The sequence below is a fragment of the Ornithinibacillus sp. FSL M8-0202 genome (assembly GCF_037975285.1).
In the GTDB taxonomy this organism is placed as follows: Bacteria; Bacillota; Bacilli; order Bacillales; family Amphibacillaceae; genus Ornithinibacillus; species Ornithinibacillus massiliensis.
In genome coordinates, this window is record NZ_CP150248.1 from 2,445,191 (window position 1) to 2,460,469 (window position 15,279).

Here is a 15,279-nt window from a genome sequence, read left to right on the forward strand (position 1 = left end):
ATGTTGGAGAATAAGGTTCTATCTTCTGTAAAAGATGAAGGATTAATTAAGAAAAGGCGAAATCAAATGATTAAAGGTGCCTTAACGTTATTTAAAGAAAAGGGATTTCATCGCACGACAACAAGAGAAATTGCGAAAGAATCCGGATTTAGTATTGGAACCCTTTATGAATATATCCGTACGAAAGAAGATGTACTATACCTTGTCTGTGAATCTATTCATGGGGAAGTGGAAAAACGGCTTGAAGCCGTAGTGGATTTGAAGAAACCGTCAACGGAAACACTTTGTAATCTGATTACATCCTTTTTCCGATTGATGGATGAGATGCAGGAAGAAATTCTGGTTTTATATCAAGAGGTTAAATCACTTAGTAAAGAAACGAGAAGTGCTATTTTAGACAAGGAACGCGAAATGGCGGCTATGTTGGAGAAAGCTATTATCACGTGTATCCCTCATCCATTGCCTAAACAAGATACAGCATTGTTGGCGAATAATATATTAATTCACGGTCATATGTGGAGTTTTCGCAGGTGGATGATACAAAAGGATTTTACATTAGAGGAATATATCGATAAGCAGCTTTCGTATACACTTTCTGCAATGGGAATAAATCGAGACGAATTGAATTGGAGGGGTGAGAATGGAACAGGTAACCGTATATAAAACAAAGCATCCTGTTCGCTTTGTTACGGCATCAAGCCTATTCGATGGGCATGATGCGTCCATTAATATTATGCGTAGAATATTACAAGCGAGTGGAGCCGAGGTTATTCACCTCGGTCATAATCGTTCCGTAGAGGAAGTAGTACATGCAGCGATTCAAGAGGATGTGCAAGGAATTGCGATTTCCTCTTATCAAGGCGGACATGTCGAATATTTTAAATATATGGTCGACCTTCTAAAGGAACTGGGGGCTGGTCATATTAAAGTCTTTGGTGGCGGTGGTGGTGTCATCATCCCACGCGAAATTAAGGAATTACACCAATATGGGGTAACGCGAATTTTCTCCCCAGAAGATGGTCGTAAACACGGGCTACAAGGGATGATTAATCTCATGCTTGAGGAATGCGATTTCTTGCCACCATTTGATATTGAAAACCAGTTAGAACGCCTACAAGCGGGTGACCGTCAAGCGATGGCGAGGCTTATCACCTTTGTAGAAAATGGAGAGATCTCGGATTCGGAAAAGAAGGAAGTACTGGATGCTTTACAAGAATTATCAAACTCAAATATCCCGGTTCTTGGTATTACAGGTACTGGTGGTGCGGGAAAAAGTTCCCTAACAGATGAAGTAATTCGTCGTTATCTGAATGAAATTCCAGATAGAAAAGTTGCCATTATCTCCATTGACCCAACAAAGCGGAAGACGGGTGGTGCCTTATTAGGGGACCGTATTCGCATGAACGCTATTTTTACAGATCGTGTCTATATGCGCTCGTTAGCTACGAGAGATTCTAGTAGTGAGTTATCTAAAGCTATTGAAGATGTCATACAGGTTGTGCGTGCTTCTGGCTATGACTTTATTGTGGTAGAAACGAGTGGTATTGGTCAAGGAGATGCTGCAATTACAGAAATAACGGATTTATCCATGTATGTCATGACCTCTGAATATGGGGCGCCGACACAGCTTGAGAAGATTGATATGATTGATTTCGCTGACTTTATCGTGATTAATAAATTTGAACAAAAGGGCTCTGAGGATGCATTAAATCAAGTGCGTAAACAATATGAGCGTAGTCATATGCTGTTCCATCAGGATAAGGAGACCTTCCCTGTCTTTGGGACTATCGCTAGTCAGTTTAATGATAGTGGTACGAATGCACTTTTTGCAGCGCTCATTGATAAATTGAATGAGAAATATGATTGGAATGAGCAGGTCGATTTCGATCGTCATACGATTTCTGAAAAGCAAAATTTAATTATTACTAATGAGCGTCGCCATTATTTGCGTGAAATTGCGACCCATGTTCGTAACTATCAAAAGTTTGCCAAAGAGCAAAGTGAGTTAGCAAGCAAGTTATACCAATTACATGGTGCTATGGAGTTAATCGAGGACGAAAATGTAAACGCTTCACTAGAGACCACTTATAAAACATATGAGGCCAAACTTTCTCAAGCCGCCAAGCAATTACTGGAATCATGGGATAAAACAAAGGAAAGCTATTCGGGTGACACGTATACCTTTAAGATCCGTGATAAGGAAATTCATATGGAGCTTACTACTGAATCACTAGCTGGCTTGAAAATTCCTAAAGTTGCTTTTCCGAAATATATGGACTGGGGGGAACGATTGCGCTGGCTATTAAAGGAAAATGTTCCAGGTGCATTTCCTTTTACAGCTGGTGTCTTCCCATTTAAGCGAAAGGGAGAGGATCCTACTCGTCAATTTGCAGGAGAAGGTACACCAGAGCGTACGAATCGTCGTTTCCACTACTTATCTAGAAATGATGATGCCAAACGGTTATCGACTGCCTTTGACTCGGTAACCTTATATGGAGAGGACCCAGCCTATCGCCCAGATATTTACGGAAAGATCGGAGAAAGTGGTGTAAATATATGTACGTTAGATGATATGAAGAAACTATACAAAGGCTTTGACTTAACCGATCCATTAACCTCTGTATCCATGACGATCAATGGTCCGGCTCCGATTATTTTAGCGATGTTCTTTAATACAGCGATAGATCAGCAGGTGGAGAAGTTTGAAACAGAAAAGGGGAGAAAAGTAGCCCCAGAAGAGTATGAAAAAATAAAAGCGGATACTTTAGCAGTAGTCCGAGGTACCGTTCAAGCGGATATTTTAAAAGAAGACCAAGGGCAAAATACATGTATTTTCTCAACAGAGTTTGCGCTTCGGATGATGGGAGATATCCAGGAGTATTTTATTGATCATCACGTTCGCAATTATTACTCCGTTTCTATTTCTGGCTATCATATTGCAGAAGCAGGGGCAAACCCAATTACCCAGCTTGCCTTTACATTAGCTAATGGCTTTACGTATGTAGAATACTATTTAAGCCGTGGAATGGATATTAATCAGTTTGCACCGAACCTATCCTTCTTCTTCTCTAATGGGTTAGATCCAGAGTATACGGTGATTGGTCGGGTTGCTCGACGAATTTGGGCTGTCACGATGCGGGATAAGTACGGGGCTAATGAGCGCAGTCAAAAATTAAAATACCATATTCAAACATCTGGCCGGTCCTTACATGCACAAGAAATTGATTTTAATGATATTCGCACAACCCTGCAAGCATTAATCGCAATCCAAGATAATACAAATTCACTTCATACGAATGCATATGATGAGGCGATTACAACACCAACAGAGGAATCAGTTCGACGAGCGATGGCAATTCAAATGATTATTAACCGTGAATTCGGTTTAACGAAAAATGAAAACTCTCTACAAGGGTCATTTATTGTTGATGAGCTAACCGATTTGGTGGAAGAGGCTGTGCTACAGGAATTTGAACGTATTAATGATCGCGGCGGTGTATTAGGGGCGATGGAGCGGCAATATCAACGAGGGAAAATCCAAGAGGAATCACTATACTATGAAGGAAAGAAACACTCTGGTGAGCTTCCAATTATTGGCGTCAACACATACCTAAACCCTAATCCACCATCAGAGGAAGAAATAGATTCCATGGAGCTTGCACGTGCGACAAAGGAAGAAAAAGAGCACCAAATCCAGGAGCTAAAGAAATTCCAAGACAAACATAAACACGAAGCAGAGACAGCACTTAAGAAATTAAAGCAAGTAGCGGCATCAGGTGGAAACATCTTCGAGGAACTAATGGAAACTGTAAAAGTAGCCTCCCTTGGTCAAATTACTACTGCCTTATATGAAGTAGGTGGGCAGTATAGAAGAAATATGTAGGAAGTGTTTTTTTGCCTAGTAGGTAGATAGTATTATAATTTCTATCGGCATAAGCAAATGCGAGTTTTTCTAGTGAACGGTATTAGAACATAGTAAGGAGTATGGAATAGCCCGAATACGTACAGCCTATATGGGATTCATGACTTAGAAGAATGTCGACTAGCAAAGCTCATTAAGACTCACTATCCCCCATAGAAAGGCGAAGTGTATTCGGGCTGCACGTATTGATCTCCTTAAATTTCCAATTTAGGGGATTCTGGTAGTAAATAAACTGTAAAAACAAGAAAATAAATTTGATAATTCCTGCATAATTTGTTTATAATGTATGATAGCTTTTAAAAACATACATACCATAAATCAACAAGAGTAATCCCAAATAGGATTGGCTTTTTATTACGTGTTAGAGTATGTGGTTCAATCTTTACCAATCAAGTTATTCTAACAAATCGATATATTAATGAAAAGGGAGTGCGGTATTGTGAGCTTGGAAAATCTTAGCCGCGAGGAAATCACAAAAATGTCAATGCTAGAGTTGGCAAAAGAAATACTAACAGAAGAAACAAAGGCACTAGACTTTAGAGATATTTTTAATAAAATTGCAGAATTAAAAGAGTTTACGGATGAGCAAAAGGATGACATGTTAGCACAATTCTATACGGATCTAAATGTGGATGGCAGATTCATTACGCTTGGTTCTAATATGTGGGGACTAAAGCGTTGGTATCCATTTGAACAAATTGATGAAGACATTCATAATGAACCGAAGAAGAAGAAGAAAAAAGCGAAGAAGAAACTGGATGATGATTTAGATCTTGACGATGACTTAGATCTTGATTTAGATGATGATGATGTTCTGTTAGACGAAGACGATGATTTTGATGACATTGATGAAGATTTTGACGAAGATCTTGATGATGACTTTGATGATGAAGACGAGATTGAAGATGAGCTAGAAGACTTAAATGAGATTGATGAAGATGAAATCGATGAGGATTTTGAAGAAGATAAATAAAATGACTGCTTGACTTTTAGAAGACAGGTTAGTACAATTTGTATTGGGCTCTTTAATTTATTTATTCAAAGCGTTTCCCCTTATATGGGGAGGCGCTTTTTGTGTTTTAAACAAGCTTTTAATGGGAATCTAATCCCTAGTGGCGGAAGAGAAGATGTGGTTAAATTCTTTTCTACATACTGGTGTTGATTCTTGTTTTTTATTTTTTTAGGGCTTTTTTATAGATTGTTATTCTCTCTAATCATGTGCACGTGGCTGGGACAAAAGAATTTATCTTAAAGGAAAAACTGAATGATGAGCAAGGACCCCGCTCCGGAAATATACTTGCGGTTCGCGGGCGGCTGGTGAGCCTCCTCGTGCTACTTCTTTAGGGGTCTCAACCTTGCCCTATCCTCCAGTAGGAGTCTACGTATATTTCCGGAGCTAGTATCTTGTATCATCTGGTTTTACATTTAATTCTTTTCGTTATGTCCCAGCCTCGCCTAGAGCCTTGGTTGGAGAATTGTTCTTTTTATAGCAATCAAATAAAAAAAGATGCCTAACCCGAGCATCACTGTTTTATTTTTGTTTTCTCTGATTCTATTGGAGAATAGTGTGCACAATAAATACAAACAGTGGTCGCACTTATTATTTATTATATATAGAAAGAGGGATAGTTGTGGCTAAGTATATTTTTGTCACTGGTGGCGTAGTGTCATCTTTAGGAAAAGGAATTACAGCAGCATCAATTGGAAGATTATTAAAGAACCGTGGTTTAAAAGTTACCATTCAAAAATTTGATCCATATATTAATGTCGATCCAGGTACAATGAGTCCTTATCAGCATGGGGAAGTTTTTGTAACAGATGATGGTGCAGAAACCGATTTGGATTTAGGACATTATGAGCGCTTTATTGATGAGAATTTAAATAAATATAGCAATATTACAACTGGTAAAGTGTACTCTAACGTTATTCGTAAAGAACGACGTGGAGATTATTTAGGTGGGACTGTACAAGTAATTCCACATATTACAAACGAGATTAAAGACCAAGTTTTCCGAGCAAGTGAAGCAACAGGTGCGGATGTTGTTATTACAGAAATTGGTGGTACTGTAGGGGATATCGAATCACTACCGTTTTTAGAAGCAATTCGCCAAGTGAAAAGCGATATCGGCAAGAAAAATGTCATGTATATCCATTGTACATTAGTACCATATATTAAAGCGGCTGGTGAACTGAAGACGAAACCAACTCAGCATAGTGTGAAAGAATTACGTTCATTAGGTATTCAACCAGATGCCGTAGTATTACGTACAGAACACGAAATCAGCGAAGAAATGAAGGGTAAAATTGCCCTATTCTGTGATATTGATGAAGAAGCAGTGATTGAAATGCGTGATGCTGCAAATCTATACGAAATTCCACTAGCACTACAAGCTCAACACCTTGATCAGATTGTTTGCGATCATTTTGGCTTAGAGGCAGGACCTGCAGATATGACAGAATGGAAAAAGCTAGTTGACCGTGTATGTAATTTATCGAAGAAAGTTACGATTGGCTTAGTCGGTAAATATGTTGAGCTACAAGATGCTTATATCTCTGTTGTTGAATCACTAAAACACGCAGGATATGCATTTGATGCTGATATTCATGTTCAATGGATTAACTCAGAAAAATTAGATGCGCAATCAATCAGAGAAAAACTATCACAGGTTGACGGGATTATCGTGCCAGGTGGATTCGGTGATCGTGGAATCGAAGGAAAAATTGAAGCAATTCGTTATGCACGTGAAAATAAAGTACCATTCCTTGGTATTTGCTTAGGAATGCAGTTGGCTACAGTAGAGTTCGCGCGTAATGTATTAGGGTATGAAGATGCACATTCAGCGGAAATTAATCCGAATACAACACATCCAATCATTGACTTACTTCCAGAACAGAAGGATGTGGAAGACTTAGGTGGAACATTACGTCTAGGCTTGTATCCTTGTAAGTTAAAAGATGGTACAAAAACAAAAGCAGCATATGACGGGGTAGATATGATTGAGGAACGCCATCGTCATCGTTATGAATTTAATAATGAGTATCGTGAGGAAATGGAAGCAAAAGGATTTATTTTCTCAGGTACCAGTCCAGATGGACGTTTAGTGGAAACTGTCGAAATTGCTGACCACCCATGGTTTGTCGCATGTCAGTTCCATCCAGAGTTTAAATCTCGTCCGACAAGACCTCAAAATCTATTCAAAGGATTTATTGGTGCAGCTGTAGAACAAAAGAACCAATAATCGAAATCGTTATCGTTAATAAGAATAGTAAAAAAGTCGCAAATTTGTACTTGAAAGGGTACGAATCGCGGCTTTTTTGCTATATTCAAATTAAGTTTAACTTTTATTCAAGGGGGTATAGTATAGGGCATTTACTTTACAACATGCAATGATTAACTAAATAGATTCCAAAAAGTACCACATGTGGTGTTCGTTAAAAAGAAGGGTTTTGGGGGTTTCTGTCGAATAGTTAATCAAAAAAGGGGGTATTGTCGAAATGAATCGAAACATTTTAGTGGTGGATGATGAAGTAGGGATAAGACTGTTACTGGAAGATTTATTGGCAGCTGATGGCTATACGGTCTATACTGCTCAAACAGGGAAAGAAGCATTAGAGCTAATAAATCTACATAAGATTGATTTAATGATCATTGATTATAAGCTGCCGATTATCGATGGTATTGAAGTGATTAAACAATTAGATAGAGATAACAAACAAATAAAGATTGTCCTTATGAGTGGCTTAGCAGAGAGCTTAACAGATGAAATATATCAACTATCATCTATTACAAAAGTACTCTCTAAGCCATTTGATGTGATGGAATTTAAAGGATATATAAACCAACTACTTGCAGATTAGTAGAAATATTTGAAAATAAAACACTAACACTATAATCTTGCACCATGGCATTTGTATTGGTATTCTTATACTGAAGTGAACAATCATATAAGGATTTTCATATATCAGAAGGAGGAAAAACAAATGCCATTAGTATCAATGAAAGATATGCTAGAAAAGGCTAAGGACAACGGCTATGCTGTTGGACAATTCAATATAAATAACTTGGAGTACATACAAGCTATCCTGCAGGCTGCTGAGGCAGAAAAATCACCAGTTATTTTAGGAGTATCTGAAGGTGCTGGGAAATATATGGGTGGTTTTAAAGTAGTAGTAGCAATGGTAAAAGCTTTAATGGAAGAGTATGGTACTACAGTTCCTGTAGCGATTCACTTAGACCATGGTTCAAGCTTTGAAAAAGTTGCCCAAGCTATTCATGCAGGATTTACTTCTGTTATGATCGATGCTTCACATTCTCCAATTGAGGAAAATATTGCATTAACGAAAAAGGTAGTAGAATTAGCACATATCCACGGTGTTTCTGTTGAAGCAGAGGTTGGAACTGTTGGTGGAGAAGAAGATGGTGTTATTGGTGGCATCAATTATGCTGATCCACAGGAGTGCTTACGTCTAGTAAAAGAAGCTGGAATTGATTGCTTAGCACCAGCATTAGGTTCTGTTCACGGTCCTTATCAAGGTGAACCAAACTTAGGATTTAAAGAAATGGAAGAAATTCTTAACTTAACCCAAGTTCCATTAGTATTACATGGTGGTACTGGAATTCCTACTAAGGATATTCAAAAAGCAATTTCTTTTGGTACTGCTAAAATCAATGTCAATACAGAGAACCAAATTGCTCAAACAAAAGCGATTCGCCAAGTATTAAATGACAATACAGAAGTTTACGATCCTCGTAAATACTTAGGACCAGGTACAGAAGCAATCAAGCAAACTGTTATTGGTAAAATGCGCGAATTCGGATCTTCTAATAAAGCTTAATAACATGAATAAAATGCCCTCTCTGTTTTGCATTGTCCTACGTATACCATAATGTAGCGTGAAACAGTTAGGGCTATTCCTATAACAAAAGGAATAAATTAATATTGGGGAGGCAACAAGATGAAGTTTTTTATTGATACTGCAAACATTGAGGAAATTCGTTCTGCAAATGAGTTAGGGATTTTAGCGGGAGTTACAACTAACCCAAGCTTAGTAGCAAAAGAAGGCGTATCCTTCCATGATCGTCTACGTGAAATTACTTCAGAAGTTTCTGTTGGATCAGTTAGTGCAGAGGTAATGTCAGAAGATGCAGAGGGTATGATTAAAGAAGGATTAGAGCTTGCTGCTATTGCACCAAACATTACGATTAAAGTACCTATGACTTTAGAAGGTTTAAAAGCAGTAAAAGCTTTCAGTGATAAAGGGATTAAAACGAATGTAACACTTATCTTTAATCCAAACCAAGCACTACTTGCTGCTAGAGCAGGTGCAACCTATGTATCACCGTTCCTAGGTCGTCTTGATGATATTGGTCATAATGGGATGGAATTAATCGCAACGATTGCCGATATTTTTGATCGTCATGGCATTGAAACTGAGATTATTGCAGCGAGTATCAGACATCCACTACACGTAACAGATGCAGCACTTAACGGAGCTCATATTGCGACAGTTCCTTATAATGTATTAAGTCAGCTTGTTAAACACCCATTAACAGATCAAGGAATTGAAAGATTTATTGCAGATTGGAATAAAGCAAATCAATAATTATTAGAATAAATTCTCAAGGTTAAACTATTTTTAAAATAACCAGTATATTCGCTTTTTGTTTTAAATAAAAAAAATAACTGGAATACTATTTAAATAAGTGGAGGATGTACAAGTTACATTCTCACCTCAAAAGCGGGGTTAAAACATGCAAAAAATGATAGTTGAGGGCGGTCATGTCTTAAATGGAAAGGTTCGCATCAGTGGCGCGAAAAACAGCGCGGTAGCACTCTTACCGGCAGCGATTTTGGCGGATTCACAAGTTACGATTGAAGGCTTGCCTGAAATTTCGGATGTGTATACACTTAGTGATTTGTTAGAAGAAATCGGCGGTAATGTAAGCTGGGATGGACAAACGGTACATATAAATCCGGAAAACATGATCTCGATGCCATTGCCAAATGGGAAAGTAAAGAAGCTTCGTGCTTCCTACTATTTTATGGGGGCGATGCTTGGTAAGTTCGGTAAAGCAGTAATCGGCTTACCGGGTGGTTGTTTTTTAGGCCCACGTCCGATTGACCAACATATTAAAGGCTTTGAAGCATTAGGTGCTGAAGTGACGAACGAACAAGGTGCTATATACCTACGAGCTAAAGAGCTAACAGGTGCAAGAATTTATTTAGATGTCGTTAGTGTAGGTGCGACAATTAATATTATGCTTGCTGCAGTTCGAGCAAAGGGTAAAACCGTTATTGAGAATGCAGCTAAAGAACCAGAAATTATTGACGTAGCAACCTTACTAACCAATATGGGTGCCAAAATTAAGGGTGTTGGTACAGATGTTATTCGCATCGAAGGAGTACCATCCTTACATGGATGTAGACATACCATTATACCTGACCGAATCGAAGCAGGTACCTATGCTATTGCAGCTGCAGCCGCTGGTAACGAAGTAATCATTGATAATGTAATTCCGCAGCATTTAGAATCATTGCTAGCGAAACTACGCGAAATGGGTATTACCGTAGAAGACTCAGACGACCAACTATACATCGCATCAAGGAACCCACTAAAAAGCGTGGATATTAAAACATTAGTATACCCTGGTTTTCCAACTGACCTACAGCAGCCTTTTACTAGTCTGCTGACTAAGGCCCATAATACTGGTGTTGTAACAGACACGATATATTCGGCGAGACTTAAACATGTAGATGAGTTGAGAAGAATGAATGCCGTTGTCAAGGTAGAAGGTGGCTCTGTTATTGTCACTGGACCAGTCCAACTAGAAGGCGCACGAGTAAAAGCAAGCGATCTCCGGGCAGGTGCCGCTTTAGTCATAGCAGGCTTAATGGCTAAGGGTATTACCGAAATCACTGGATTAGAACATATAGACCGAGGCTATGAAAACATGACTCAAAAGCTAAACAATCTCGGTGCAAATGTTTGGCGAGAAGACTTGTCTGAAGAAGAAATCATCCAATTTCAAAACTCTTAGGTCTATCGCAAATCATAATGAAATCTTATCAACTGCTATAAAGCTAGCGTACACAGAGGTGAGGGTGAACTCCGCTATTCGCTTGTCAGGAGGCTCACCTATCGTCTCTTAAAAACAACGTATTTGAATCGCAGGCTTACTATTTTTTACCGATACATTTAAATAAATAAACCTTTTTGGGATGAGGCTATTTATTTAAAGGAGATGGAAATCATGGAAAGAAGTCTAACAATGGAAATCGTACGTGTTACAGAAGCAGCAGCACTTGCCTCAGCCCGATGGATGGGAAGAGGAAAAAAGGAAGAAGCAGATGATGCAGCAACTACAGCAATGCGAGACGTATTTGACACCATACCGATGCGAGGTACAGTAGTAATTGGAGAAGGCGAAATGGACGAGGCCCCAATGCTATACATAGGAGAGAAATTAGGCACTGGTACTGGACCATTAGTAGACATTGCGGTTGACCCGTTAGAAGGGACGAATATTGTTGCTAAAGGTACAACCAACGCCCTTACCGTTATCGCAATTGGCGACCATGGTAAAGTTCTCCATGCACCAGACATGTATATGAAAAAAATTGCCGTTGGACCTGAAGCGGTGGGCAAAGTTAATATTAATGCACCAACTATTGATAACTTAAAAGCAGTGGCGAAAGCTAAAAATAAAGAGGTAGAAGACCTTGTAGTCATCTTATTAGATCGTCCTCGCCATCAGCAGATAATCGAAGAAATTCGGGAAGCAGGAGCGAGAATTAGACTAATTCAAGATGGTGATGTTGCAGCTGCAATTAATACAGCATTCGATGAAACCGGAATTGATTTATTTATGGGAACAGGTGGTGCCCCTGAAGGTGTTATCGCTGCCATGGCCTTGAAATGCTTAGGTGGTGAAATGCAAGGACAGCTTGTACCACAGAATGATGAGGAAATTGCTAGATGCCATAAAATGGGCATTACCGATATCGATAAAGTCTTTTATATGGATGACTTTTGTGGTGGAGATGATGCTATCTTTGCAGCAACCGGCGTAACCGATGGTGAGCTATTAAAGGGAGTCCAGTTCAAGGGGACCAAAGCTAAGACACAAACCGTTGTAATGCGAGCGAAAAGCGGAACAGTTCGTTTTATTGATGGAGAGCATAGTTTAAGAAAAAAACCCAATTTAGTAATGAAACCGGAATAATACTCATATACATGGAAAACATCGGCTCTTGTGTCGATGTTTTCCAGTCTATCTACTTAGGAAAGCAAAGGATACCATTCCACTTATAACCAGTTTATATTGGTTTACTCTACCCTACACTAGAAACTCATTTTCCAAATGAAAAAAAGTATTGAATAATCCTTTTAAAACGGTTAACATTGTAAATGTTTAAGATAAGTATTGTTTGGTTAATATACAAAATATAAGAAAAATTAATCTATCGCCTTCTCTACTACTAGAGAAGCCGAAAACTTCTATTCTAGCTTCTAACTATTCTTCCCTTCTAAATTAAGATTTCACATCAGGAAGCAATAATTCATTTAATACTAATCAGATAAGTCTTATCAAATTAAAATACTCCGGTATCAAAGATTCTTTGCTGTTTTTGTATATGTATGTACATAACCAGTGATGTTTCTATCAAAATAGTAAAATGTATATGAATAGGCGTGGTGAATATGGCTGAATTAACACTAAGTAAACTTCAAGAACTAACGTTAAAAGAAATTTATGCATTAGCAAGAGAATATAAAGTATCTTACTATGCGAAACTAACGAAAAAAGAACTTATCTTTGCAATTTTAAAAGCACAAGCAGAAAAAGATGGATTTCTATTTATGGATGGCGTTTTAGAGATTATTCCTTCAGAAGGATTCGGTTTCTTACGACCAATTAATTATTCGCCAAGTGCAGAAGATATTTATATTTCTGCCTCTCAAATCCGTCGTTTTGACTTGCGAAATGGTGATAAAGTATCTGGTAAGGTTCGTCCTCCAAAAGAAAACGAACGTTACTATGGGTTACTACATGTAGACGCGGTAAATGGGGAAGATCCTGATTCGTCTAAAGAACGTGTCCACTTCCCGGCCTTAACAGCACTTTACCCGGACCGTTTAATGAAGCTTGAAACAAAATCGAACAAGCTTTCCACTAGAATTATGGATTTAATGGCACCGGTTGGATTTGGTCAACGTGGATTAATTGTTGCCCCTCCAAAGGCTGGTAAAACGATGCTATTAAAGGAAATTGCAAATAGTATTTCGGTAAATCATCCAGAAGCCAAACTGATTATCTTATTAGTTGATGAACGTCCTGAGGAAGTAACCGATATCGAACGCTCGGTACACCCGGATGTGGATGTGGTAAGCTCTACCTTTGACGAAGTACCTGAAAATCATATTAAAGTATCTGAACTTGTATTAGAGCGTGCGATGCGCTTAGTAGAGCATAAGCGTGATGTCATTGTCCTAATGGATAGTATTACGCGCTTAGCACGTGCATATAACCTCGTTATCCCACCAAGTGGTCGTACACTATCAGGTGGTATTGATCCTGCGGCATTCCACCGACCAAAACGTTTCTTTGGAGCTGCGCGTAATATTGAAGAAGGTGGAAGCTTCACGATTCTTGCGACAGCACTAGTAGATACGGGTTCTCGTATGGACGATGTTATTTATGAAGAGTTTAAAGGTACTGGTAATATGGAATTACATCTAGATCGTAACCTGGCAAATCGTAGAATATTCCCAGCTATCGATATTTTACGTTCCGGTACACGGAAAGAAGAGTTGTTAGTAGACAAGCAACAGCTTGACAAAATGTGGGCAATTCGTAAAACAATGCAAGATTCGCCTGATTTTCTGGAACGCTTCCTAAGAAAACTAAAAGCATCAGAAGGTAACCAAGAATTTTTACAAAAGCTAGAAGAAGAAATGCAGCGTAAACGTTCTGGAAGATAATTAGAGGGCTTTATCGCTTTTTTCTCTATGAAATATAACAATAGCTACTTGCAAATAGTCACGCAGATTGTTATAATTTTTTAGTGAGTTTAGAAAAGGTTTATACCTAATTGTGGCTCTTAAAATAACTCTGTTTCCAAAGGATTCAGGGCAGAAGGAGTGAAAGACATGAAAGAAGGAATTCATCCTGAGTACAGAAAAGTAGTATTTTTAGATACTAGCTCAGACTTCAAATTCTTAAGCGGTTCAACAAAGCATTCAGACGAAACAATTGAGTGGGAAGATGGTAACACATACCCATTGATTCGTGTGGAGATTAGCTCTGAATCACATCCTTTCTATACTGGTAAGCAGAAAGCTGATACAGTTGGTGGACGTGTAGATCGCTTCAAGAAGAAATATAATATGAAATAAGATTAGTTATCACTACATGTAGTAGTGAGACTAAGTAATACACAGTTGGATGAGATTAATCATTCTGGTAGAAACAGGCAAATCAATTATGCTTTGCCTGTTTTTTATTTAAAAGATAAGACAAGTACAAACTCGAGAGCGGTCTAGCTTTGGACGTCCTACTTTTTTCTTAATAGATAGGAACGTATAAAAGCTCTTACCACCTGCATAATAAAATGAAGTATTTTAAACGATAAATTAATACGTTTTTACTTAAATAAATTCACAGATGATAAGCATGAACATAGAAGAATGAAGGGAGATCCAAGAAGCATGTATGTTATGAAGCAAAGTGGCTGGCTAGAAGTAATCTGTGGCAGCATGTTTTCAGGTAAATCCGAAGAATTAATTCGACGAGTAAGAAGAGCAACCTATGCGAACCAAAAGGTACAAGTGTTTAAACCCGCAATTGATAATCGTTACGATGATGTAGCCGTTGTATCTCATAACGGAAATTCGGTAACGGCAACTCCAGTGGATACTTCTAAAGATATACTAGAAAATATTCAAGACGGCATTGAAATAGTTGGAATAGATGAAGCACAATTCTTCGATGATGGTATTATTGATGTTGCAGAACAACTAGCAGACCAAGGCATTCGTGTCATCGCTGCTGGCTTAGATAGAGATTTTCGCGGTGAACCATTCGGCCCTATGCCTGTCTTAATGGCCTTAGCTGAATCGGTTACAAAGCTAAATGCAATCTGCCCAATTTGTGGATCTCCTGCAAGTCGTACACAACGCTTAATTAATGGACAACCAGCTTCCTATAATGACCCAATCATACTGGTTGGTGCATCAGAATCCTATGAACCAAGATGCCGTCACCACCATGATGTACCAAACCGTCCGATGAGCTCTGAAATGCGGAAATTGATGAATGTAGGGAAGTAAAGCAGCGTTAACCTTTAGAAAAGCTC

The 15,279-nt window shown here is 38.5% G+C and carries 12 protein-coding genes; all 12 read left to right on the plus strand.

Going from position 1 to position 15,279, the window contains the following annotated elements; genetic code table 11:
- The 12 genes from MKY78_RS12590 to MKY78_RS12645 all read left to right on the plus strand — a co-directional run bounded on the left by MKY78_RS12590 (window position 1) and on the right by MKY78_RS12645 (window position 15,253).
- Window positions 1-663 (plus strand): TetR/AcrR family transcriptional regulator, encoded by a 663-nt coding sequence (locus MKY78_RS12590; protein ID WP_339213103.1) that lies wholly within the window; start codon window positions 1-3, stop codon window positions 661-663.
- Complete coding sequence (gene icmF, locus MKY78_RS12595) at window positions 641-3,883, plus strand: fused isobutyryl-CoA mutase/GTPase IcmF (protein ID WP_339213105.1); 3,243 nt, start codon at window positions 641-643, stop codon at window positions 3,881-3,883. Before MKY78_RS12590 ends, icmF begins: the two co-directional genes overlap by 23 nt.
- A 478-nt stretch (window positions 3,884-4,361) precedes the next feature.
- Entirely contained in the window at window positions 4,362-4,895 is a 534-nt protein-coding gene (gene rpoE / locus MKY78_RS12600; protein ID WP_339213106.1) for a DNA-directed RNA polymerase subunit delta, read from the plus strand.
- 658 nt (window positions 4,896-5,553) lie between these two features.
- Complete coding sequence (locus MKY78_RS12605) at window positions 5,554-7,161, plus strand: CTP synthase (protein WP_339213107.1); 1,608 nt, start codon at window positions 5,554-5,556, stop codon at window positions 7,159-7,161.
- Window positions 7,162-7,417: 256 nt separating this feature from the next.
- Window positions 7,418-7,780 carry a response regulator gene (locus MKY78_RS12610; protein WP_339213109.1) on the plus strand — a complete coding sequence of 121 codons (363 nt, stop codon included), beginning with the start codon at window positions 7,418-7,420 and terminating at the stop codon, window positions 7,778-7,780.
- Window positions 7,781-7,903: 123 nt separating this feature from the next.
- Window positions 7,904-8,758 carry a class II fructose-1,6-bisphosphate aldolase gene (gene fba / locus MKY78_RS12615; RefSeq protein WP_339213110.1) on the plus strand — a complete coding sequence of 285 codons (855 nt, stop codon included), beginning with the start codon at window positions 7,904-7,906 and terminating at the stop codon, window positions 8,756-8,758.
- 120 nt (window positions 8,759-8,878) lie between these two features.
- On the plus strand, window positions 8,879-9,526 hold the full coding sequence (gene fsa / locus MKY78_RS12620) for a fructose-6-phosphate aldolase (protein WP_339213112.1): 648 nt from the start codon (window positions 8,879-8,881) through the stop codon (window positions 9,524-9,526).
- 148 nt (window positions 9,527-9,674) lie between these two features.
- The gene (locus tag MKY78_RS12625) at window positions 9,675-10,961 is read left to right on the plus strand and encodes a UDP-N-acetylglucosamine 1-carboxyvinyltransferase (protein ID WP_339213113.1); all 1,287 of its coding nucleotides are present in this window, start codon (window positions 9,675-9,677) and stop codon (window positions 10,959-10,961) included.
- 213 nt (window positions 10,962-11,174) lie between these two features.
- On the plus strand, window positions 11,175-12,146 hold the full coding sequence (gene glpX / locus MKY78_RS12630; RefSeq protein ID WP_339213114.1) for a class II fructose-bisphosphatase: 972 nt from the start codon (window positions 11,175-11,177) through the stop codon (window positions 12,144-12,146).
- A gap of 479 nt (window positions 12,147-12,625) precedes the next feature.
- Window positions 12,626-13,906, plus strand: coding sequence for a transcription termination factor Rho (gene rho / locus MKY78_RS12635; protein ID WP_186868312.1), 1,281 nt, complete (start codon window positions 12,626-12,628; stop codon window positions 13,904-13,906).
- Between the two features lie 168 nt (window positions 13,907-14,074).
- On the plus strand, window positions 14,075-14,320 hold the full coding sequence (locus MKY78_RS12640; protein WP_186868313.1) for a type B 50S ribosomal protein L31: 246 nt from the start codon (window positions 14,075-14,077) through the stop codon (window positions 14,318-14,320).
- Between the two features lie 312 nt (window positions 14,321-14,632).
- Window positions 14,633-15,253, plus strand: a complete 621-nt coding sequence (locus MKY78_RS12645) for a thymidine kinase (protein ID WP_339213115.1) — start codon at window positions 14,633-14,635, stop codon at window positions 15,251-15,253.
- Window positions 15,254-15,279 lie beyond the last annotated feature (26 nt).